The following is a 21,672-nucleotide window of genomic DNA, read 5'->3' as shown; positions in this document are numbered from 1 at the left end:
GGCTCAGCGCAGCGCGGCGAGCCGGTCTGCCCAGTCGCCGCCGGACGGCACCAGCTCGATCCGCCGGGTCTCGTCGTCCCGCCGGTCGATGCGGACCTGCAGATGCGTGTCGACCAGGTGCTCGACCAGCCCTTCCCCCCACTCGACCACGGTGACCGCCTCGTCCACCGAGGCGTCCAGGTCGAGGTCGTCGATCTCGGCCCGCGGGTCGACGGCATCCCCCAGCCGGTACGCGTCGGCGTGCACCAGCGTGATCCGCCCGCCCCGGGCCGGGTCCGGCCGGTGCACCCGGGCGATCACGAAGGTCGGTGACGTGATGTCGCCCAGCACGCCGAGCCCGGCCCCGATCCCCTGCACCAGCGCGGTCTTGCCGGCGCCCAGCGGCCCGACGAGCACCAGCAGGTCCCCGGAGCGGAGCAGTCCGCCGAGCCGGCGCCCGAACTCGCGGGTGTCGCCCACGGTCGGCAGCTCGCGGACGAGTTCGGTGCCGCGCAACGCGTCGCTCATCGGGGAAGCCTCAATCCTCTCGTCGGGCGGGCAGCCGGTCGAGGAAGTCGAGCAGTATCTCGTTGACCTCGTCGGCGTGCTCCAGCATGACCACGTGCCCGCTGTCGGGCACCTTCACATATTCGGCGTCCGGCAGCCAGCGGACGATCTCCTCGGAGTGGGTCACCGGCGTGATCATGTCGCGCTCACCCACGATGACCAGGGCGGGGGCGTCCCGCAGGGCGGCCAGCACCGGATAGCGGGCATGCAGATAGATGGTGCGCAGATAGCGGGCGACGGTCTCGGTGGAGGTCCGGGAGTTCATCTTCTCCACGTAGGAGACCAGCGCCGGGCTGGGTGTGGCGGTGCCGAAGCCGTACTTGCGGGTGAGCAGCCAGGCCAGGTTCGCCGAGGCGCGCCGGGCCCGGTCGAGCACGCTGCCGGTGAGCCGGGTGGCGTTGTCGACCACCGGGAGCAGCGGGGCACCGGCCCGGGCGACGATCGTGGGCAGGCCGAACTTCGTCTCCGCCACCAGCCCGCCCGAGGTGGCCATCAGCACGGTGCCGACCACCCGCTCGGCGAAGATCTCCGGATGGCGTTCGGCGAAGGCCATGATGGTCATGCCGCCCATCGAGTGCCCGATCAGCACCAGTGGCCCGGTCGGCGCGGTCCGGTCGATCACCGACCGGAGGGTCTCGCCGAGCGCCGCGAGCTGGTACTCGCCCGACTCCAGCCGGCCCGAGCGGCCGTGTCCGGGCTGGTCGTAGAAGACCATCCGGTCCTCGCCCAGCTCGGTGAGCATGCTGCGCTGGAAGTGGAAGGTCCCCATGTCCAGGCAGAAGCCGTGCACGAAGACGAGGGTCGGTCGCCCCGGCCCGGCCGGTGGCCCGACCATTTCCACATGGATGTCGGTGCCGTCGGCGGTGGTGACGGTGCAGGACTCGTCGTACGGCAGCGCGCCGAACGGTTCCGCCGCGTACCGGTCGCCGGGCGCGGACCTGGAACGGCGTACCACCGCCCGTTCGGCGGCCACCCCGGCGGCGATCCCGGCCGCCGCGACCCCGGCCGCCGCGCCGATGATGCCGGCCACCCGGAACAGTCCGGTCCGGTTCGGCGTACGCCGGGCGGGCAGCCGCTGCGCCGGCACGCGATTCCCGGCCAGCCTGCTGGAACTCATGACTGCCGCCCGTCGTACACCCGGGGCACCCGGACCCCGCCGAACCTGGTGACGATCTCGTAGTTGATGGTGCCGACCGCCTCCGCCCAGTCGTCGGCGGTCGGCTCGCCCTGCGCGCCGCTGCCGAAGAGCGTCGCCACGTCGCCGGCGGCCACCGGGTCGTCGCCGCAGTCCAGCACGATCTGGTCCATGCAGACCCGGCCGGCGATCCGGCGCCGCCCACCGGCAAGCTGGACCGGGCCGACGTTGGAGGCGTGCCGGGGCACCCCGTCGGCGTAGCCGAGCGGCACGACGGCGAGCGTCGTCTCCCGCTCGGTGTGGTAGGTGTGCCCGTAGGAGACGCCCGTGCCGGCCGGCACCCGCTTGGTCAGCGTGACCCGGGCCCGGGCGGTCATCGCCGGCCGCAGCCCGAACCGCTCGCCGGGGATCGGCGAGAGCCCGTAGAGCGCGATGCCGGGCCGGACCAGGTCGAAGTGGGTGTCGGGGCGGGTCAGCGTCGCCGCCGAGTTGGCCAGGTGCCGGTAACGGGGCCGCAGCCCGGCGCGCTCGGCGAGGGCGAGCCCCTCGGTGAAGGCGGCGAGTTGCCGGTCGATGGTGGCGTGCCCGGGAGCGTCGGCGTAGACCAGGTGGCTCCAGACCCCGACCACCTCGAGTACGCCGTCCGCCTGCGCCTTCGCCGCCGCGTCCAGCAGGTCGGGCCAGTCGGCCACGGTCGCGCCGCCCCGGGAGAGCCCCGTATCGATCTTGAGGTGGGTCCGCGCCGGCCGGCCGGCCCGTTCCGCCGCGGTCACCAGCTCGGCGAGCTGGCCAAGGCTGGCCGCGGCCAGGTCCACCCCGACGGTCACCCCCTCGTGCAGCGGCATCCCGGGCGCGAGCAGCCAGGCCAGCACCGGCGCGGTGACACCCTCGCGGCGCAGCGTCAGCGCCTCGTCGAGGGTGCAGACGCCGAGCCACTCCGCCCCGGCGTCCAGGGCCGCCCGCGCGGCGGGCAGCATGCCGTGGCCGTAGCCGTCGCCCTTGACCACGGCCATCAGCTCGGCGTTCGTCCCGGCCCGCAGCCGGGCCACGTTGTCGCGGATCGCGTCAAGGTCGACCCGCACCTCGGCCTGCCACATGTGCCCAGCCTACTTGTCAGTAGATCCAGTTGGCCGCAGGTGGCGTGAGCTGGACAGTCGTCAGCGGGGCGGTCCGGGTCACCGGGGCAGCCGGGCGATCACCGGGCGCAGCGCGGCGGCCACGTCGGCTGCGGTCACCGGGCCCTGCCGGACCGCCTCCTGCCCCGCCAGCCCGTGCAGATACGCGGCGGCCGCCGCCGCCCGCTCGGGAGCCAGGCCGGTGGCGAGCAGCGAGCCCAGCAGCCCGGCCAGCACGTCGCCGGTGCCGCCGGTGGCCAGCGCCGGGGTGCCGGTCGGGTTGGCGAAGGCCCGCCCGTCCGGGGTGGCGACCACCGTCCGGTCGCCCTTGAGCAGCACCACCGCGTTCGTCCAGGTGGCCAGGCGCAGCGCCGCCCCCACCCGGTCCCCACCGGGCTCCTCGCCGGCCAGTCGCGCGTACTCCCGGTCGTGCGGGGTGATGACGATCGGCGCGTCCCGTCCCCGCAACCGCTCCGCCATCGAGCCGTCGACCAGCAGGGTGAGCGCGTCCGCGTCCAGCACCACCGGCACCGGCGCGGCGAGTACGCAGCGCAGCTCGGTGGCGGCCTCCGGGCCGGTGCCCAGCCCCGAGCCGCAGACCCAGGCCTGCACCCGGCCGGCGTCGGTGACCCGCTCGGCGGCGACCACCGACGGATAGCGGCGGAGCACCTCGGCGCGGGCGCCGCCGGCGTACCGGATCATGCCGGTCGGCCCGGCGACCGCGCCGCCGACCGAGAGCACGGCCGCGCCCGGGTAGGTCGCGGAGCCGGTCGCCAACCCCACCACGCCCCGGCTGTACTTCTCCTCCTCCGGGCCGAGCCGGGGCCACCACTCGACGACGTCCGACCACTCGGTCACCCGTACCGCCGGATCGGCCCGGAGCCACCGGCCCAGGCCGATGTCGACCAGCTCGACCCGGCCGGCCCGGGGTGCGGCCGGCCCGACCACCAGGGCCGGCTTCAGGCAGCCGAAGGTGACCGTGACATCGGCGGTCACCGTGCCGGGCAGGCCGGCCGGGCGCGGTACGCCGCCGGTGTCCACCTCGACCCCGCTCGGCACGTCCACCGACACCACCGGGGTGCGCTTCCCGGCCCGGTCGGTCAGGCCGGCCAGCCCGGCCACCACCCGGGCCGCCGGCTCCCGCAGCCCGCCCGAGCCACCGATCCCGACGATCCCGTCCAGCACCAGGTCGGCCCGGTCCGGCAGCCCGGCGCAGAGCCGCCCGCCGGCCGAGCGCAGCGCCGCCAGGCCGCCGGGATGCGCGCGCTCCGGAGAGAGGAGCAGCGCCTGCACCGCCGCGCCCCGGCCGGCGAGTCGGGCACCCGCGTAGAGGGTGTCGCCGCCGTTGTCGCCGGAGCCGACCAGCAGCAGCACCCGGGAGCCGTAGACCCCGCCCCGGTCGGCGAGCACCCGGGCGCAGTGCCCGGCCAGCCCGCCGGCCGCGCGGCGCATCAGCGTCCCGTCCGGGACGGTGGCCATCAGGGCACCTTCGGCGGCCCGTACGTCCGCCACCCGCCATGCCGACCTCATCGCCGCCCCGCTTCCGATCGCACCGCCGTCGCCACCGCCCGGGGCCCGCTCATCGCTCCGCCACCACCATCGCCGAGGCGATCCCGCCGTCGTGCGAGAGCGACAGGTGCCAGCGCTCCACGCCACGCTCGGTGGCGGCGGCGGCGACCGTGCCGGAGACGGTCAGCCACGGTCGCCCGTCCGGATCGGCGACCACCTCGCAGTCGTGCCAGTGCAGCCCGACCGGGGCGCCGAGCGCCTTGGCCACCGCCTCCTTCGCGGCGAACCGGGCGGCGAGCGACTCGGCCGAACGCGGACCGCCCGCCCCGGTGACGCGCTCCGCCTCGGTGAAGAGCCGATCGGCCAGCAGCGGGGTACGCGCGAGCGCCCGGGCGAACCGATCGACGAGCACGACGTCGATGCCTACTGCGACGATCACCGCCTCACCCTACCGGCGGCCGCGTCGACTCATTCCACAGTGACCGACTTGGCCAGGTTGCGCGGCTGGTCGACGTCGTGCCCCCGGGCGGCGGCGATCTCACAGGCGAGCACCTGCAACGGCACCGTGGTGACCAGCGGGGCCAGCAGGGTCGGCGTACGCGGCACGTAGATCAGATGGTCGGCGTAGGGCGTCACCGCCTCGTCGCCCTCCTCGGCGATCACGATCGTCCGGGCGCCCCGGGCCCGGATCTCCTGGATGTTGGAGACGATCTTGTCGTGCAGCATCCCCCGCCCGAGCGGCGACGGGACGATGCAGACCACCGGGGTGCCCTGGTCGATCAACGAGATCGGCCCGTGCTTCAACTCACCGGCGGCGAACCCCTCGGCGTGCATGTAGGCCAGTTCCTTGAGCTTGAGCGCACCCTCCAGGGCGACCGGGAAGCCGACGTGCCGGCCGATGAAGAGCACCGTCGGCGCCGTCTTGAGGTCACGGGCGAGTTCCCGGACCGGCTCCACCCCGGCGAGCAGCCTCCGCAGCTTCTCCGGCATCTCCTGGAGCTGCTCCACCACTGCGGAGACCTCGTCGGCGTACTTGATGCCGCGGACCTGGGCCAGGTGCAGGCCGATCAGATAGCAGGCCACCACCTGGGTGAGGAACGCCTTGGTGGAGGCGACCGCGACCTCCGGACCGCCGTGGGTGTAGAGCACCGCGTCGGACTCGCGCGGGATGGTGGAGCCGTTGGTGTTGCAGATCGCCAACACCCGGGCCTTCTGCTCCTTGGCGTGCCGCAGCGCCATCAGGGTGTCCATGGTCTCGCCGGACTGCGAGATCGCCACCACCAGGGTGGAACGGTCCAGCACCGGGTCGCGGTAGCGGAACTCGCTGGCCAGCTCGACCTCGCAGGGGATCCTGGTCCAGTGTTCGATGGCGTACTTCGCCACCATCCCCGCATGGTACGACGTGCCGCAGGCGACGATGAAGATCTTGTCGGCGTCCCGCAGGTCCTGGTCGGAGAGGCGGACCTCGTCCAGCACGATCTCGCCGGTCTCCTTGAGACGGCCGAGCAGGGTGTCGGCGATCGCCTGCGGCTGCTCGGCGATCTCCTTGAGCATGAAGTAGTCGTAGCCGCCCTTCTCGGCGGCCGAGGCGTCCCAGTCGATGTGGAAGTCCTTGCCGCTGGCCGGGGCGCCGGTGAAGTCGGTGATCTCGATGTCGTCGGCCGTGATCAGCACGACCTGGTCCTGACCGAGCTCGACCGCCTCCCGGGTGTGCTCGATGAAGGCGGAGACGTCGCTGGCGAGGTAGTTCTCCCCGACGCCGCGCCCGACCACGAGCGGCGAGTTGCGCCGGGCGCCGACCACCGCCCCGGGAATCGCCGCGTCCACCGCGAGCAGCGTGAAGGCACCCTCCAGCCGCTGGCAGACCTGGCGCATCGCGGTCGCCAGCAGCCGCGGGCCGTCGGCCTCACCGGCGGCGCGCAGCCGGGCGAGCTCGCCGGCGATCAGGTGCGCGGCGCACTCGGTGTCGGTGTCGCTGCCGAACTCGACGCCCTCGGCCTCCAGGTCGGCGCGGAGCTTGGCGAAGTTCTCGATGATGCCGTTGTGGATCACGGCCACCCGGCCGTCGGTCGCCTTGTGCGGGTGGGCGTTGCGGTCGGTGGGCCCGCCGTGGGTCGCCCACCGCGTGTGCCCGATCCCGGTCGTCCCGGCCCCGATGCCGAGCGCCGTGGCACCGTCGTCGGTCGACGACCGCTCGGCGAGCGCCTTCTCCAGGTTGGCCAGCTTGCCGGCCTTCTTCTCGGTCAGCAGCTCGCCCTCGGCGACGACCGCCACGCCGGCCGAGTCGTAGCCGCGGTACTCCAGCCGCCGCAACCCGTCCAGCACGATGCCCAGCGCCGGCCTGGCGCCGGCGTAACCCACGATTCCGCACATGGCCCGCAGCCTAACCTAAGTTCGCTCATCCGGCGTGATCGAAAGGTGCTCATTCGATCAGCGAATTTGCTCGGTGACGTTCGGTGACCGTTGGTGGCCGGCGGATCGGACGATCCGGCGGCACTCGTCGCGTGCCTGTCCTTTCGGGTACATCGCGGCCAGGGCGGACGCGGTACCGTGACTGGCGCATTCGCTGCCATCTCCGCCGGCATCTCCCCCTTTCGCCGCCGCCTTCTGCTGTCCGCCATATCTGGAGCCAGGACCCCATGAGCGACTCTCCGCCCCCGCACAACCCGTACGACCCGCACAACCCGTACGCAGCGGAGGAGGAGCCGCCGACGACGAAATTCGGCCCGCCGCAGCAGCCCCGGCCGGAGAACTCGCCGGCGACCGACGAGGAGGAGGCCCCCACCACGAGGTACGCCCCGCCCTCGCCACCGCAGCCCACCGGCCACGGAGAGCAGGCACAGCCGGCGTACGGGCAGCCTACGGCGCAACCGGACACCCACGGCCAGCCGCCGCAGGCGGCCCCGTACGGGCAGCCGGCCTGGGGTCAGCCGCCGCAGGCGGGGTACGACCAGCCGCCGCAGACCGCCGGATACGGTCAACCGGCGCAACCAGGCCCGTGGGGCCAGCCGCCGCAACACAGCGGCCCGGGCCCGGCCTACGGTGCCGGCCCGGCGTACCCGCCGCAGTCCAGCCCGCCAGCCACGCCATACCCGACCAGCGGGGCGCCGAACCAGCACGACGCCGGTTATGGTGCCTATCCCGGCTACCAGTACGCGCAGCCCGGATACCAGCAGGGTCAGCCGGGCTACCAGTACGCGCAGCCGGGATACCAGCAGGGTCAGCCGGGCTACCAGCACGCGCAGCCGGGCTACCAGCAGGGGCAGAATCCCGGCTACCAGGCGGGCTACCAGCAGGGCTACCCCGGCGGGCCGTTCCCGCCGCCGGCACCGAAGAAGAGCAACAAGACCATGATCATCGTGATCGTGGCCGTGGTGGTCGTCGTGCTGGTCGCCTGCGTCGGCATCTGCCTCGGCCCGCTCGCGTTCATGGACCGGCTACGCAACACCGTGGAGGGAAGCCTCGACACCACCTCCGCGCCAACCGGCCAGGACCGGCAGGACGGCGGCGATCCGGGCACCAGCGGCCAGACGGTGATCTACGAGGTGACCGGTCAGGGGCGCGTCGCCCTCTCCTACATCGACGGGGCCGGCAAGCAGGTGCACTCCTCCTCCGTCGAGCTGCCGTGGCGGAAGGAGGTCAGGATTCCCGAGGACGACCTCAAGACGGTGGTCGCGATCCGCACCGGCGGCGGTACCGGCGACATCGCCTGCACGATCACCGTCGACGGCACGCCGACGGCGACCAAGACCTCCAGCGGCACGTACGCCACCGTCACCTGCTCCGACTTCGGGATCTGACGGCACGGCGCGCGGCGGCCTAGGGTGGCGGGGTGACGACCACAGCAGCCGACCCCGACCCCCTGGTCCGCCGGATGCGCCCGTTCGGCACCACCATCTTCGCGGAGATGTCGGCGCTGGCGGTGCGCACCGGCGCGGTCAACCTGGGCCAGGGCTTCCCGGACACGGACGGGCCGGCAGAGATGCTGGCCGCCGCGGCCGAGGCGCTGCGCGGCGGGCATAACCAGTATCCGCCCGGGCCGGGCATCCCGGCGCTGCGCGCCGCGATCGCCGCACACCAGCGCCGGTTCTGGGGGCTGGACTACGACCCGGACAATCAGGTGCTGGTCACCGCCGGGGCGACCGAGGCGATCGCGGCGGCGATCCTCGGGCTCTGCGAGACAGGGGACGAGGTGGTCTGCTTCGAGCCGTACTACGACTCGTACGCCGCCTCGATCGCGCTCGCCGGCGCGGTTCGGCGGCCGGTCACGCTCCGCCCCGCGGCCGACGGCCGATACGCCTTCGACCCGGCGGAGCTGCGCGCCGCCTTCGGGCCACGAACCCGGCTGGTCCTGCTCAACTCGCCGCACAACCCGACCGGCAAGGTCTTCGCCGCCGACGAGCTGGCGCTGATCGGCGAGCTGTGCCAGGAGTACGACGTCCTCGCCGTCACCGACGAGGTCTACGAGCACCTCGTCTTCACCGACGCCGGCAGCCCGCACATCCCGCTGGCGACGCTGCCGGGGATGCGGGAGCGGACCCTGCGGATCTCCTCCGCCGGCAAGACGTTCTCCTGCACCGGCTGGAAAATCGGCTGGGCCAGCGGCCCCGCCCCGCTCGTCGCGGCGACGATGCGGGTCAAGCAGTTTCTCACCTTCGTCAACGGCGCACCGCTGCAGCCGGCGGTCGCCGTGGCGCTGGCCCTGCCGGACGGCTACTACCGTGACTTCCGCGCCGGCCTCCAGGCCCGCCGGGACCAGCTCTCGGCGGGGCTCGTCGAGGCCGGCTTCCGCGTGCTGCGGCCGGAGGGCACCTACTTCGTCACCACCGACATCACCAGGTTGGGCGGGCGGGACGGGGTGGAGTTCTGCCGCTCGCTGCCGGAGCGCTGCGGGGTGGTGGCCGTGCCGACCCAGGTCTTCTACGACGATGTCGAGGCCGGGCGGCGGCTGGTCAGGTTCGCCTTCTGCAAGCGCCCGGAGGTGCTGGCCGAGGCCGTGACCCGGCTCCGCCCCCTCGGCACCAGCGCCAGCTGAGCCAGACCTCGGCGAGGCTACGCCGGCACCGGGCTGGCGCGGCGCGTACCTCGGCGAGGCTACGCCGGCACCGGGCTGGCGGCGCGTACCTCGGCGGCGATCCGCTCGGCGACGTCCCGGGCCAGTTCCAGCGTCGGCGCCTCCACCATCACCCGGACCAGCGGCTCGGTGCCGGAGGGGCGGAGCAGGACCCGGCCCGTCTCGCCCAGCTCGGCCTCGGCCCGCGCGACCGCGTCGAGTACTGCCGGCGCGCCGGCACCGACCGTGCGGTCCGCCACGGGCACGTTGATCAGCAGCTGCGGCAGCTTCGTCACCACCGAGGCCAGCTCGGCGAGGCTGCGGCCGGTCGCCGCCATCCGGGACATCAGGTGCAACCCGGTGAGGACGCCGTCGCCGGTGGTCGCATACGCCGGCAGCACCAGGTGCCCGCTCTGCTCGCCGCCCAGCGCCAGCCCGGAGGCGCGCAGCTCCTCAAGCACGTACCGATCACCGACCTTGGTCTCGACCAGCCGGATGCCGGCCGCGGACATCGCGAGCCGCAGGCCGAGGTTGCTCATCACGGTCGCGACCAGGGTGTCCTGGGTGAGCGTCCCGGCCTCCCGCATCGCCAGCGCCAGGATGGCCATGATCTGGTCGCCGTCCACCTCGCTGCCGTCGGCGGCGATCGCCACACACCGGTCGGCGTCGCCGTCGTGCGCGATGCCGACGTCGGCGCCGTGTTCCAGGACGGCGGCCCGCAGGTCGTCGAGATGCTGCGAGCCGCAGCCGTCGTTGATGTTGAGCCCGTCCGGTTCGGCGTGGATCGCGATCACCTCGGCCCCGGCCTCCTGATATGCGACCGGGGCGACCTCGGAGGCGGCACCGTTCGCGCAGTCGACCACGACCTTCAACCCGTCGAGCCGGTGCGGGATGGTGCCGACCAGGTGCTGCACGTAGTGCTCGGCGCCGTCGAGCAGGTCGTGCACCCGGCCGACGCCGGCACCGGTCGGCCGCTGCCAGCCGGCCGAGCCGTTCGCCTCGACGGCGGCCTCGATCCTCAACTCGACGTCGTCGGGGAGCTTGTGGCCGCCGGCCGCGAAGAGTTTGATCCCGTTGTCCGGCATCGGGTTGTGCGAGGCCGAGAGCATCACCCCGAAGTCGGCCTTGGCCTCGCCGACCAGGAACGCCACCCCCGGCGTCGGCAGCACACCGACCCGGACCACGTTGGCTCCGGCGCTGGTCAGCCCGGCCACCACCGCGGCCTCCAGCATCTCGCCGCTGGCCCGGGTGTCCCGGCCCACCACCGCGAGCGGCGGATGGCTCCGATCCTGCTCGGCAAGGGTGTGCGCGGCCGCGACCGCGACCGAGAGTGACAACTCGGGGGTGAGGTCGGCGTTCGCGCGCCCGCGTACGCCGTCAGTGCCGAACAGCCGCCCCATGCGGGATCCTCCGGGAAGCGCAGCGATGGAAACGAAACGGCCGGACACCGCCACCGCGAGGGGACGGTTCCGGCCGTACGTCAGAGATACACGGTGGTGCCGCTGGTCAGCGCTTGGAGTACTGGGGCGCCTTGCGGGCCTTCTTGAGACCGTACTTCTTGCTTTCCTTCTCCCGGGCGTCCCGGGTGAGGAAGCCGGCCTTCTTCAGCGCCGGACGGTCGTCGGGGTCGCTCGCGATCAGGGCCCGGGCGATGGCCAGTCGCAGTCCGCCGGCCTGGCCGGTGGTGCCGCCGCCGCGCAGGTTGGCGATCACGTCGAAGCTCTCGGCCTTCTCGGCGGTGACCAGCGGCTCCTTGATGAGCTGCTGGTGCACCTTGCTCGGGAAGTAGGCCTCCAGCTCACGACCGTTGCAGGTGATCTTGCCGCTGCCCGGGACGATCCGGACCCGGACGATCGCCTCCTTGCGGCGACCCACGGTCTGGATCGGGCGGTCGCCACGAGGAGCCCGGGCCACCGGGGCGGGCACCGGGGCTTCGGCGGTCGCGATGGTGTCGGTCATGCTGTTTCCTTCGCCCGCGCTCACTGCGCGATCTGCTTGATCTCGAACGGCACCGGCTGCTGCGCGGCGTGCGGGTGCTCGGCACCGGCGTAGACCTTCAGCTTCTTGATCAGCTTACGGCCGAGCTTGTTGTGCGGGAGCATGCCCTTGACGGCCAGCTCGATGGCCCGGTCCGGCCGCTTGGAGAGCAGCTCGTCGTAGCCGACCTGCTTCAGACCGCCCGGGTAGCCCGAGTGGCGGTAGGCGATCTTCTGGTGGCGCTTGTTGCCGGTCAGTGCGACCTTGCCCGCGTTCACGATGACGACGAAGTCGCCGGTGTCGACGTGCGGCGCGAAAGTCGGCTTGTGCTTGCCCCGCAGCAGCGTGGCGACATGGCTGGCCAGCCGGCCCAGCACGACGTCTGACGCGTCGATGACGTGCCACTGACGCTCGATCTCACCCGGCTTCGGGCTGTACGTACGCACAGGTCTACCTTGTCTCGTCGTCGGTCTGGGGTCGCGCACCGGTCGCCAGGCACGCACAAACGACTAAGCGTACCCGAAAGAGGCACGCCCTCGGATGTCACGTGAAAACTTGGGTGTCACACAACAGCAGGCAACGATACCCGCTCGCCAGCATCCGGGTCAAAACGAGGTGCAAGGAAGGGCCCCCGCTACAACAGAAAACGATAAGCGGGGGCCCTTCCTTGCACCTCAGACGCCGGGGAGGCGGTGCGGGGAGGGGCGGAGGTAGACCACCCAGGTGATCACGAGGCAGAGGGCGTACCAGACGATGAAGGCGACGTACGCGGCCTCGGCCGAGGAGTAGACCAGGAACGACTGCCGGAAGGCGATGTTGACCAGTACGCCGCCGAAGGCGCCGACGGCGCCCGCGATGCCGATCAGCGCCCCGGAGAGCCGCCAGGCCCGCCGCTGCGCCGCGTCCGGCTCCAGCTCGCCGGCGGCGACCGCCCGCGCCGCCTTGGCCCGGAAGATCGCCGGAATCATCTTGTACGTCGACCCGTTGCCGACCCCGGAGAGCACGAAGAGCGCGATGAACCCGATCAGGTAGAGGGTCAGCGACCGCTCCCGGGAGGCGTAGTAGACCAGTCCGGCGCCGGCCGCCATCGCCGCGAAGGTGGCCCAGGTCACCCGGGCCCCGCCGTACCGGTCGGCGAGGTGGCCGCCGACCGGCCGGATCAGCGAGCCGACCAGCGGCCCGAGGAAGGTCAGGTACGCCGCGTCGAGCGGGGTGGCGAACCGGTCGCCGAACTGCACCAACAGCACCTGCCCGAAGGCGAAGCCGAAGCCGATGAAGGACCCGAAGGTGCCGATGTAGAGCACCGACATGACCCAGGTGTGCGGGTCCCGGGCCGCCTCGCGCATCGCCCCGCGCTCGTTGCGGGCCCCGGTGATGTTGTCCATGTAGCGGGCCGAGGCGAGCGCGGCGAGCACGATCAGCGGGATGTAGACCGCCGGCACCAGACGCGGGTACGCGGCACCCGCGGTGGCCAGCACCGCCAGCCCGACGAGCTGCACCGCGGCCACCCCGATGTTGCCGCCGCCGGCGTTGAGCCCGAGGGCCCAGCCCTTGAGGCGCTGCGGGTAGAAGAGGTTGATGTTCGCCATCGAGGAGGCGAAGTTGCCGCCGCCGACGCCGGCCAGGCAGGCAAGCACCATCAGCGTGCCGTACGACACTCCCGGCTCGATCAGGATCGCCATCGGCACCGCCGGCAGCAGGAGGAGCAGGGCACTGACGATGGTCCAGTTCCGCCCGCCGAACCTCGCCACCGCCAGGGTGTACGGCAGCCGCAGCACCGAGCCCAGCGCGGCCGGTACGGCGGTCAGCAGGAACTTCCCGGCCGGGTCGATCCCGTACGCGGGACCGAGGAAGAGCACCATCACCGACCAGAGGCTCCACACCGAGAAGCCGATGTGCTCGGAGGCGATCGAGACGATCAGGTTGCGCCGGGCGATCCGTGCCCCGGTCTCCCGCCAGAAGACCGGGTCCTCGGGGCGCCAGTCGTCGAGCTGGTGCCGGCGACCTCCCGGTGCGGCGGTGCCGCCCTCCGGTGGCCGGAGCGTGCTGGTACCGGCCGCCGCCGCAGCGGTGGCCGCGGTGGCGGCGCCGGCGTCGGCCGTCGCGCCCTCGGCGCGGACATCGGCCGTCGCGCCGTCGGCGCCGGAAGCGGTCGTCGTGCCCGTGGGGGCGGCAGTACTCGTCATGCCGCCCGAACGTAGGAGCGGGCGGTTTCCCGCCGGTTCGCACTCGGGGTCGGGCCGGCAACGGTCAGCGCACGGCGCGCTCGGACCGGTCGTGAGATGCGCCGCTCCGGTGCCCGGACGCGCGCCCCGGCCCGCTCAGATGCCCTGGAGGATACGCAGTGCCCGGCTCACCCGGAACATGGTGTCGGTGTCGGCGGCCCCGACCCGCTCGGTGAACCACTTCTTCATCGGTGACGAGAGCCGGTCGGGCATCACGACGTATTTTCCCATGGTGACGGCGAGCGGCGAGTCCCGGAGCAGTTCGGAGTCGACCACCTCGGCCACGATCACGATCGGGACGTCTGTGGAGTTGTAGACGTCGGAGCTGATCACCAGGCCGAGCCGGGACCGCGCCCCGTCGATGCGCCAGATCTCACCCCTACGCAGCACTCGGACGCCCGCCGAGAGCCGCGTCGACAAGTGCGGCCTCCTGGGCGTCGGCGATGGCGGCGGCCTCGATGTCCAGCCGGGCCCGGCCCACCGCCTCGGCGTGCGCGGCGAAGACCTCGCGGAGAGCCTTCTCGCGGGCGGCCTGGTCGATCCAGGCGGAGAGCGACATCCCGTCCCGTTTGGCGAAGCGTCGCGCCTCTTCGATGGTCTCGTCCGAAAACGAGAGGGTCACCTTGGCGGTCATGCCGCTTACCCTACCGGTGGTATGACCGGCCGTCATGCCGGCGGGTTGTCACCGGTCGTCGATCCGGCCCACCGGCGGACCCGGCCCACCGGCAGCCGGCAGCCGGCAGCACTCAGTCCAACTCCCGCCGGCCGCCGAAGACGGCGAACCGCCACGACTTGTAGAAGCAGTCGACGCCGACGAAGCCCGCCTCGACCAGCCAGCGGCACTGGTCCGGCACCGGCGCCGGGCGGTCGTGCGCCATCCGCTCCCGCGCCGCGGCGATCTCCGCCTCGGTGGCGCCGAGGGCGGTGACCTGGGCGAGCCACACCTCGTCGTACCGGGAGTCCAGGTCGGGCGTGCCCCCGGCCACCTGCTCGGCGTTGACGAAGACGCCGCCCGGCACCAGCACCTGCCGGATCCGGCGGTAGAGGTCGCGCTTGCCTGCGTCGGACAGGTGGTGGATGGCCAGCGCGGAGACCACCGCGTCGTAGGGGCCGGCGGGCAGCGCCGCACCCAGGTCGGCGACGAGCGTCTCGTGCGGCACCCCGCGCCGGCTCAGGTGTCCCGCCGCGACGGCCAGCATCGCCGGGGCACCGTCGAGCAGGGTGGCCCGCACCCCGGGGACGGCTGTGCTGACCAGCATCGAGAGCAGTCCGGTGCCGGCACCGAGGTCGAGCACGGCCGGCGTACGCCCGGAGGCCAGGGCCCGGCGCAGCGGCGGGGCGGCCACCTCCACCGCGGTGCCGTAGAAGTCGTCGAAGCACGGCACCAGCCGGCGACGGGACTCGTCGTACGACCCGGCCACCGCCTCGAAGAGCGACACCACGCCCATCGGAGCGCCTCCTCAGCTGCGGAACGAGCGTCCACAGCATAGATCCACTGCCCGGAGCAGCACCGTCGCGAACTCCGCCGACCCACCCCGCCCGCCCGACGGTGCGAAAAAATTTCAGGTCCTGGTCGGCAGGTTCCAGGCAACCCCGGATCCCGGGCGAGGGCAAGCCGACCCGCTGAGTCGAATCCGTGTGAGCGGCTCTTGACAGGCCCGAAACAAGAGGGACCCGGCCGTGAAACGGGGCGCCGGCACGCTTCGGACATGACAGACGGTGCACGCACTGCGACGCATTCGGAGGATGTGTCCCAGGACGTCGTCACGCACTGCCCATACTGCGCCCTGCAGTGCGGCATGACGCTGCGCCGTACCGGCGAGCGGGTGGAGGTGCTGCCCCGGCAGTTTCCCACCAACCGGGGTGGGCTGTGTCAGAAGGGCTGGACCGCCGCCGAGCTGCTCGACCATCCCGACCGGCTGACCACCCCGCTGCTGCGGGACCGCCCCGGCGGCGAGCTCCGCCCGGCGAGCTGGCCCGAGGCGCTGGACCGGGTGGTGACCGGCATCCGCCGGATCCAGTCCCGCCACGGCCGGGACGCGATGGCCGTCTTCGGCGGCGGCGGGCTGACCAACGAGAAGGCGTACGCCCTCGGCAAGTTCGCCCGGGTCGCGCTCGGCACCCGCAACATCGACTACAACGGCCGGTTCTGCATGTCCTCGGCGGCCGCCGCCGGGATGCGCGCCTTCGGCGTCGACCGGGGCCTGCCCTTTCCGCTTGCCGACCTCGGCACCGCCGACACCCTGCTGCTGGTCGGCGCGAACGTCGCCGAGACGATGCCGCCGCTGGTCCGCTATCTGGTGGAGCAGCGGCAGCGCGGCGGCACGTTGATCGTGGTCGACCCCCGGGCCACCGCGACCGCCCGGCAGGCGACCCTGCACCTGCAACCGACCCCCGGCACCGACCTCGCGGTGGCGAACGCGCTGCTGCACATCGCGCTGGCCGAGGGCTGGCTCGACAGGGACTACATCGCCGAGCGGACCACGGGCTTCGAGGCGGTCCGCCGGGCGGCGGCCGGATACTGGCCGGCCCGGGCCGAGCGGCTCTCCGGGGTGCCGGTGGCCGACCTGGAGGCGGCGGCTCGGGCGCTCGGCACCGCCGGGCGGGCGATCATCCTCACCGCGCGCGGCGCCGAGCAGCACGCCAAGGGCGTGGACACGGTCACCGCCTTCATCAACCTCGCCCTCGCGCTCGGCCTGCCCGGTCGGCCCGGCTCCGGCTACGGCTGCCTGACCGGGCAGGGCAACGGCCAGGGCGGCCGCGAGCACGGGCAGAAGGCCGACCAGCTTCCCGGCTACCGGCGCATCGACGACCCGGCCGGCCGGGCACACGTCGCCGGGGTCTGGGGCGTGGAACCGGATCTGCTGCCCGGTCCGGGCGTCTCGGCATACGAGCTGCTCGACGCGCTCGGCACCGACACCGGCCCGAAGGGACTACTGCTCTTCGGCTCCAACCCCGTCGTCTCGGCGCCCCGGGCGGCCCGGGTGGAGGGTCGGCTGCGCGACCTCGACCTGCTGGTGGTGGCCGACTTCGTCCGCTCGGAGACGGCGGAGCTCGCCGACGTGGTGCTACCGACCGCCCAGTGGGCCGAAGAGGACGGCACGATGACCAATCTGGAGGGTCGGGTGCTGCGCCGCCGCGCCCTCCGGCCGCCACCACCCGGGGTACGCACCGATCTGGCGCTCCTGGCCGACCTCGCCGGCCGGCTCGACCACGTCGACGGTGCGGCCGGGCCGGAACGCTTTCCGGCAGCGCCGGACCTGGTCTTCGACGAGCTGCGCCGCGCCTCGGCCGGCGGCGTGGCCGACTACGCGGGGATCAGCTGGGAGCGGATCGACGCCGAGGACGGGGTCTTCTGGCCCTGCCCCGCCGAGGAGGGGCCGGGCACGCCCCGGATGTTCGCCGACACGTTCCCCACCCCGGACGGCCGGGCCCGGTTCCTGCCGGTCGAGCACCGTGCGGCGGCCGAGGAGGTCTGCCCGGACTATCCGCTGTACCTCACCACCGGGCGGGTGCTGGCGCAGTACCAGTCCGGCGCACAGACCCGGCGGGTCGCGGCGCTGCGCCGGGCCGCACCGACCGCGTTCCTGGAGCTGCATCCCGACCTGGCGGCCCGGCTCGGCGTTGCGGACGGCGACGAGGTCCTGGTGACCAGCCGACGCGGCGAGATGCGCGCACCGGCCCGGTTGAGCCCGAGCATCCGCCCGGACACCGTCTTCGCCCCGTTCCACTGGGCGGGCGCGGCCCGGATCAACTCGGTGACCAGCGACGCCCTCGACCCGGTCTCCCGGATGCCCGAGTTCAAAATCTGCGCGGTGCGGGTGGAGAGGGCGGCGGAAGCAGGGGTGGACGCAAGGGCAGCAGCCAGCGAACCCGGCGAGGTGAGGGTATGACGGAGGAGACCGCCGAAGGATCACGGAACCGGATCGTGATCGTCGGGCACGGAATGGCCGGCGCCAGGTTGGCGTCGGAACTCTCGGCCCGGCTCGGCGAGGCGAAGATCACCGTACTCGGTGCCGAGCCGCACCGCGTATACAACCGGATCATGCTCTCCAGCCTGCTCGCCGGCAAGGTCGACGAGTCCGGTGTGGAGCTGGCCGAGGCGGCCGGGCACGGCATCGACGTCCGCCCCGGCGTCGAGGTCACCGCCGTGGACCGGGCGGCGCGCACGGTGACGACCGCACAGGGCGACCTGATCGGCTACGACCACCTGGTGCTCGCCACCGGTGGCCGGGCCCTGGTGCCGCCGCTGGCCGGGCTCGACCGGGAGCGGTTGCCGGAGCGGGTGGCGGTGTTCCGGACCCTCGACGACTGCCGGCGGATCCTGGCCGCCGCCGACGGTGCCCGCCGGGCCCTGGTGCTCGGCGGCGGACTGCTCGGCCTGGAGGCGGCCCGGGGCCTGGCCACCCGGGGGCTCGACGTGCGCGTGGTGCACCCGGTCGGGCACCTGATGGAGCGCCAGCTCGACCCGGCGGCCGGCGCGGTGCTGGCCCGTACCCTGGCGGGACTCGGCGTCACCACCCACCTGGACGTGGCGGCGAGCGCGGTCGACGCGCGCGCCGACGGCGTCACCCTGACCCTCTCCGACGGCCGCGCACTCGACGCCGACCTGCTGGTGCTCTCCTGCGGGATCCGCCCGGACGTCGAGCTGGCCCGCGCCGCCGGGCTCACCGTCGACCGGGGGGTGGTGGTCGACGACCGGCTGCGCAGCAGCGACCCGCACATCTCGGCGCTCGGCGACTGCGCCCAGCACGCCGGGGTGGTCTCCGGGCTGGTCGCGCCGGCCTGGGAGCAGGCCCGGGTGCTGGCGCAGGTGCTGGCCGGGGACGACCCGCGGGCGCGTTACCGGCCGCAGCCCGCGGTCACCCGGCTCAAGGCCGCCGGCATCGACCTCGCGGCCATGGGCGACGCCTCCGCCGGCCCCGAGCCGGACGTCGAGGAGCTCAGCTTCTCCGACCCGGTACGCGGCACCTACGCCCGGCTCCGGATCGTCGGCGAGCGGCTCACCGGCGCGATCATGCTGGGCGACAACCCGGCGGTCGGCACGGTGATCCAGCTCTTCGACCGGGGCACCCCGGTGCCGATCGACCGCCGGACGCTGCTGCTGGGCCGCAGCCGCGACACGGCGAGCGTGGCGCCGGTCGAGTCACCGGCGCTGATGCCGGACGCGGCAACGGTCTGCCAGTGCAACACCGTCCGCAAGGGCGCGCTGGTGGCCTGCTGGCGGGCCGGCGCGCGAACCCTGGACGACCTGGTCACCGGCACCCGGGCCACGACCGGCTGCGGCAGTTGCCGGGACGCCGTCGAGGGGATCCTCGGCTGGCTCTCCACGATCGACACTCCCGACCCGGTGGAAGCAGAGGTGGCGGCCTGATGAGTGGACGACCGCAGCAGCAGCGCGTCGTGGTGGTCGGCAACGGCATGGTCGGGCAGCGCTTCGTCGAGGCGCTGCGGTCCCGGGACACCGAGGGCCGGTGGCAGGTCACCGTGCTGGCCGAGGAGGGCCGGCCGGCGTACGACCGGGTGCGGCTCTCCGCGTTCTTCGACGGGGTGGACGCGGACGAACTGAGCCTGCACCGCCCCGACGACGGTGTCGACCTGCGGCTCGGCGAGCCGGTGCTGGAGATCGACCGGGCCGGCCGGCGGGTGGTCACCGGCGGCGGCGACCATCCGTACGACGCGCTGGTGCTGGCAACCGGCTCGTACCCGTTCGTGCCTCCGATCGACGGCGCCTACGTCGACCGGGGCCCGGACACCCCCGGCCCCACCCCGGCGCTGCGGCCCGGGGTCTTCGTCTACCGCACCCTGGACGACCTGGCAGCGATCCGCGACTTCGCCAAGGGGCGGCGGACCGGCGCGGTGATCGGCGGCGGACTGCTCGGCCTGGAGGCGGCGAACGCGCTGCGCCTGCTCGGCCTGAGCACCTCCGTGGTGGAGTTCGCGCCCAGGCTGATGCCGGTGCAGGTCGACGAGGCCGGCGGCGCGATGCTGCGCCGGTACGTCGAGGAGCTGGGGGTGCTGCCACACCTCGGGGTGGCCACCACCGCGATCCGGTCCCGGCCGGACGGCGAGCTGGCCGGGCTCACCCTCTCCGACGGCGGTTGGCTCCCGGCCGACCTGGTGGTGGTGGCCGCCGGCATCCGACCCCGGGACGAGCTGGCCCGCGCCGCCGGCCTGGAGCTGGGCGAACGTGGCGGGATCCGGGTGGACGAGAGCTGCCGCAGCACCGACGAGCGGATCTGGGCGGTCGGTGAGTGCGCCGCCGTCGAGGGCACCTGCTACGGCCTGGTCGCGCCGGGCTACGCGATGGCGGAGGTGGTGGCCGACCGGCTGGTCGGCGGCACGGCGACCTTCCCGGGTGCGGATCTCTCCACCAAGCTGAAGCTGCTCGGGGTGGACGTGGCGTCCTTCGGCGACGCGCACGGCCGCACCCCGGGCTGCCTGGACGTGACCTTCACCGACCCGGCCACCCGGGTCTACGCCAAGCTGGTCCTCTCCGACGACGCGAAGACGCTGCTCGGCGGGGTGCTGGTGGGCGACGTGACGGCGTACCCGACGCTGCGGGCCAGCGTCGGCGGTGCGCTGCCCGGCCCGCCGCTGGCACTGCTCGCCCCGGCCGGCGAGGGCACCGCGACCGGAGCCGGGATCGCCGCGCTGCCCGGCTCGGCACAGGTCTGCTCCTGCAACGGGGTGACCAAGGACCAGCTCGTCGGAGCGATCGCCGAGGGCTGTGCGGACGTGCCGGCGCTGAAGGCGTGCACCCGGGCGGGGACGAGCTGCGGGTCCTGCGTACCGATGCTCAAGCAGTTGCTCGCGGTCTCCGGGGTGACGCTGAGCAAGGCGCTCTGCGAGCACTTCGACCAGAGCCGGCAGGAGCTCTTCGAGATCATCCGGGTACGGGGGATCCGCACCTTCTCCCGGCTGGTCGCCGAGCACGGCCGGGGCCGGGGCTGCGACATCTGCAAGCCGGCGGTGGCGTCGATCCTCGCCTCGCTCGGCAACGGCTACGTGCTCGACGGCGAACAGGCGTCGCTGCAGGACACCAACGACCACTTCCTGGCCAACATCCAGCGGGACGGGACCTACTCGGTGGTGCCCCGGATACCCGGTGGCGAGATCACCCCGGAGAAGCTGATCGTGATCGGCGAGGTGGCCCGGGACTTCCAGCTCTACACGAAGATCACCGGCGGCCAGCGGATCGACCTCTTCGGTGCCCGGGTCGAGCAGTTGCCGCAGATCTGGCGCCGGCTGGTCGACGCCGGCTTCGAGTCCGGGCACGCGTACGGCAAGGCGCTGCGTACGGTCAAGTCCTGCGTCGGCTCCACCTGGTGCCGGTACGGGGTGCAGGACTCGGTCGGGCTGGCGATCGCCCTGGAGCTGCGCTACCGGGGACTGCGCGCCCCACACAAGATCAAGTCAGCGGTCTCCGGCTGCGCCCGGGAGTGTGCCGAGGCCCGCAGCAAGGACTTCGGCATCATCGCCACCGAGGGCGGCTGGAACCTCTACCTCGGCGGCAACGGCGGCTTCCGCCCCCGGCACGCCGAACTCTTCGGCCAGGACCTCTCCACCGAGGAGCTGGTCCGGTACGTCGACCGGTTCCTCATGTTCTACATCCGCACCGCCGACCGGCTACAGCGGACGGCCGCCTGGATCGAGGCGATGGAGGGCGGCCTGGACCACCTGCGGGCGGTCATCGTCGACGACTCGCTCGGGCTCTGCGCCGAGCTGGACGCCGCGATGGCCCGGCACGTCGGTTCCTACTCGGACGAGTGGCGCGACACCCTGGGAGACCCGGAGCGGCTGCGCCGGTTCACCTCCTTCGTCAACGCGCCGGACGTCCCCGATCCGTCGATCACCTTCGAGGTGGAGCGGGGACAGCCCGTTCCGGCCATGGGAGACCGCCGACCGGTGTCGCTCGGCCTCCCGACGACCATGGGGGTACCGAGTTGACTCTGGACACGACGATCTCCGACGCGTCGACCGACACCGCCGAGCCGGGCGGAGAGCCACGGGTCGCGGCGGGGCCGGACGGGGAGACGACAGGGCCGGACGGGGAGACCACAGGGCCGCACGGGGAGACCACAGGGCCGCACGGGGAGACCACAGGGCCGG

At 73.3% G+C, this 21,672-nt stretch carries 18 protein-coding genes; 5 read left to right on the top strand and 13 right to left on the bottom strand.

Features of this window, described 5'->3' with window-relative positions; all coding sequences use genetic code 11:
* Positions 1-3: 3 nt before the first annotated feature.
* From tsaE to glmS, 6 genes are all read right to left on the bottom strand, one after another.
* Positions 4-507 (bottom strand): tRNA (adenosine(37)-N6)-threonylcarbamoyltransferase complex ATPase subunit type 1 TsaE, encoded by a 504-nt coding sequence (gene tsaE, locus ACN28C_RS09875; protein WP_421495262.1) that lies wholly within the window; start codon positions 505-507, stop codon positions 4-6.
* Positions 508-517: 10 nt separating this feature from the next.
* Positions 518-1,618 (bottom strand): alpha/beta fold hydrolase, encoded by a 1,101-nt coding sequence (locus ACN28C_RS09870; protein ID WP_422774601.1) that lies wholly within the window; start codon positions 1,616-1,618, stop codon positions 518-520.
* A gap of 41 nt (positions 1,619-1,659) precedes the next feature.
* Positions 1,660-2,778 carry an alanine racemase gene (gene alr, locus ACN28C_RS09865; RefSeq protein ID WP_422773200.1) on the bottom strand — a complete coding sequence of 373 codons (1,119 nt, stop codon included), beginning with the start codon at positions 2,776-2,778 and terminating at the stop codon, positions 1,660-1,662.
* Between the two features lie 78 nt (positions 2,779-2,856).
* A complete protein-coding gene (locus ACN28C_RS09860) occupies positions 2,857-4,326 on the bottom strand; it encodes an NAD(P)H-hydrate dehydratase (RefSeq protein WP_422773199.1) in 1,470 nt (489 codons plus the stop codon).
* A gap of 49 nt (positions 4,327-4,375) precedes the next feature.
* Positions 4,376-4,744 carry a holo-ACP synthase gene (locus ACN28C_RS09855; RefSeq protein WP_422773198.1) on the bottom strand — a complete coding sequence of 123 codons (369 nt, stop codon included), beginning with the start codon at positions 4,742-4,744 and terminating at the stop codon, positions 4,376-4,378.
* A gap of 29 nt (positions 4,745-4,773) precedes the next feature.
* On the bottom strand, positions 4,774-6,678 hold the full coding sequence (gene glmS, locus ACN28C_RS09850; protein ID WP_422773197.1) for a glutamine--fructose-6-phosphate transaminase (isomerizing): 1,905 nt from the start codon (positions 6,676-6,678) through the stop codon (positions 4,774-4,776).
* A gap of 266 nt (positions 6,679-6,944) precedes the next feature.
* Here glmS and ACN28C_RS09845 point away from each other — a divergent pair, with 266 nt between their 5' ends.
* Together ACN28C_RS09845 and ACN28C_RS09840 are read left to right on the top strand one after the other, a co-directional pair.
* Positions 6,945-8,105: an MmpS family transport accessory protein gene (locus tag ACN28C_RS09845; protein ID WP_422773196.1), complete on the top strand. Its 1,161-nt coding sequence runs from the start codon at positions 6,945-6,947 to the stop codon at positions 8,103-8,105.
* Between the two features lie 32 nt (positions 8,106-8,137).
* Positions 8,138-9,340, top strand: coding sequence for a pyridoxal phosphate-dependent aminotransferase (locus ACN28C_RS09840; protein WP_422773195.1), 1,203 nt, complete (start codon positions 8,138-8,140; stop codon positions 9,338-9,340).
* A gap of 59 nt (positions 9,341-9,399) precedes the next feature.
* Here the strand turns inward: ACN28C_RS09840 and glmM are convergent, their stop codons facing one another.
* The 7 genes from glmM to ACN28C_RS09805 all read right to left on the bottom strand — a co-directional run bounded on the left by glmM (position 9,400) and on the right by ACN28C_RS09805 (position 15,008).
* Positions 9,400-10,758, bottom strand: a complete 1,359-nt coding sequence (gene glmM / locus ACN28C_RS09835; RefSeq protein WP_422773194.1) for a phosphoglucosamine mutase — start codon at positions 10,756-10,758, stop codon at positions 9,400-9,402.
* Between the two features lie 106 nt (positions 10,759-10,864).
* The gene (gene rpsI / locus ACN28C_RS09830) at positions 10,865-11,317 is read right to left on the bottom strand and encodes a 30S ribosomal protein S9 (protein ID WP_422773193.1); all 453 of its coding nucleotides are present in this window, start codon (positions 11,315-11,317) and stop codon (positions 10,865-10,867) included.
* Between the two features lie 20 nt (positions 11,318-11,337).
* A complete protein-coding gene (gene rplM / locus ACN28C_RS09825; protein ID WP_422773192.1) occupies positions 11,338-11,781 on the bottom strand; it encodes a 50S ribosomal protein L13 in 444 nt (147 codons plus the stop codon).
* 228 nt (positions 11,782-12,009) lie between these two features.
* The gene (locus tag ACN28C_RS09820) at positions 12,010-13,521 is read right to left on the bottom strand and encodes an MFS transporter (RefSeq protein ID WP_422773191.1); all 1,512 of its coding nucleotides are present in this window, start codon (positions 13,519-13,521) and stop codon (positions 12,010-12,012) included.
* 135 nt (positions 13,522-13,656) lie between these two features.
* The gene (locus tag ACN28C_RS09815) at positions 13,657-13,950 is read right to left on the bottom strand and encodes a type II toxin-antitoxin system PemK/MazF family toxin (RefSeq protein ID WP_422774600.1); all 294 of its coding nucleotides are present in this window, start codon (positions 13,948-13,950) and stop codon (positions 13,657-13,659) included.
* Positions 13,940-14,194, bottom strand: coding sequence for a DUF6364 family protein (locus ACN28C_RS09810; protein ID WP_422773190.1), 255 nt, complete (start codon positions 14,192-14,194; stop codon positions 13,940-13,942). Before ACN28C_RS09810 ends, ACN28C_RS09815 begins: the two co-directional genes overlap by 11 nt.
* A gap of 112 nt (positions 14,195-14,306) precedes the next feature.
* Positions 14,307-15,008 carry a class I SAM-dependent methyltransferase gene (locus ACN28C_RS09805; RefSeq protein WP_422773189.1) on the bottom strand — a complete coding sequence of 234 codons (702 nt, stop codon included), beginning with the start codon at positions 15,006-15,008 and terminating at the stop codon, positions 14,307-14,309.
* A 261-nt stretch (positions 15,009-15,269) separates the two neighbouring features.
* On the opposite strand from ACN28C_RS09805, the gene ACN28C_RS09800 reads away from it, so the two are divergent.
* From ACN28C_RS09800 to nirB, 3 genes are read left to right on the top strand one after another with little or no spacing between them, the layout of a single operon-like run.
* The gene (locus tag ACN28C_RS09800; protein WP_422773188.1) at positions 15,270-17,453 is read left to right on the top strand and encodes a molybdopterin oxidoreductase family protein; all 2,184 of its coding nucleotides are present in this window, start codon (positions 15,270-15,272) and stop codon (positions 17,451-17,453) included.
* Positions 17,450-18,934, top strand: a complete 1,485-nt coding sequence (locus ACN28C_RS09795; RefSeq protein WP_422773187.1) for an FAD-dependent oxidoreductase — start codon at positions 17,450-17,452, stop codon at positions 18,932-18,934. The genes ACN28C_RS09800 and ACN28C_RS09795 overlap by 4 nt, the downstream gene beginning before the upstream one ends.
* On the top strand, positions 18,934-21,510 hold the full coding sequence (gene nirB, locus ACN28C_RS09790; protein ID WP_422773186.1) for a nitrite reductase large subunit NirB: 2,577 nt from the start codon (positions 18,934-18,936) through the stop codon (positions 21,508-21,510). Before ACN28C_RS09795 ends, nirB begins: the two co-directional genes overlap by 1 nt.
* Positions 21,511-21,672 lie beyond the last annotated feature (162 nt).

This window comes from Plantactinospora sp. WMMC1484, from assembly GCF_049315195.1.
GTDB lineage: Bacteria > Actinomycetota > Actinomycetes > Mycobacteriales > Micromonosporaceae > Plantactinospora.
This window is presented reverse-complemented; position numbering and strand designations above follow the sequence as displayed.

Excerpts from the sequence above, each read along its gene's own strand:
- tsaE (WP_421495262.1), bottom strand. The coding sequence starts at position 507 with ATGAGCGACGCGTTGCGCGGCACCGAACTCGTCCGCGAGCTGCCGACC.
- alr (WP_422773200.1), bottom strand. The coding sequence starts at position 2,778 with ATGTGGCAGGCCGAGGTGCGGGTCGACCTTGACGCGATCCGCGACAAC.
- ACN28C_RS09860 (WP_422773199.1), bottom strand. The coding sequence starts at position 4,326 with ATGAGGTCGGCATGGCGGGTGGCGGACGTACGGGCCGCCGAAGGTGCC.
- glmS (WP_422773197.1), bottom strand. The coding sequence starts at position 6,678 with ATGTGCGGAATCGTGGGTTACGCCGGCGCCAGGCCGGCGCTGGGCATC.
- ACN28C_RS09845 (WP_422773196.1), top strand. The coding sequence starts at position 6,945 with ATGAGCGACTCTCCGCCCCCGCACAACCCGTACGACCCGCACAACCCG.
- glmM (WP_422773194.1), bottom strand. The coding sequence starts at position 10,758 with ATGGGGCGGCTGTTCGGCACTGACGGCGTACGCGGGCGCGCGAACGCC.
- rpsI (WP_422773193.1), bottom strand. The coding sequence starts at position 11,317 with ATGACCGACACCATCGCGACCGCCGAAGCCCCGGTGCCCGCCCCGGTG.
- ACN28C_RS09820 (WP_422773191.1), bottom strand. The coding sequence starts at position 13,521 with ATGACGAGTACTGCCGCCCCCACGGGCACGACGACCGCTTCCGGCGCC.
- ACN28C_RS09810 (WP_422773190.1), bottom strand. The coding sequence starts at position 14,194 with ATGACCGCCAAGGTGACCCTCTCGTTTTCGGACGAGACCATCGAAGAG.
- ACN28C_RS09805 (WP_422773189.1), bottom strand. The coding sequence starts at position 15,008 with ATGGGCGTGGTGTCGCTCTTCGAGGCGGTGGCCGGGTCGTACGACGAG.
- ACN28C_RS09800 (WP_422773188.1), top strand. The coding sequence starts at position 15,270 with ATGACAGACGGTGCACGCACTGCGACGCATTCGGAGGATGTGTCCCAG.
- ACN28C_RS09795 (WP_422773187.1), top strand. The coding sequence starts at position 17,450 with ATGACGGAGGAGACCGCCGAAGGATCACGGAACCGGATCGTGATCGTC.
- nirB (WP_422773186.1), top strand. The coding sequence starts at position 18,934 with ATGAGTGGACGACCGCAGCAGCAGCGCGTCGTGGTGGTCGGCAACGGC.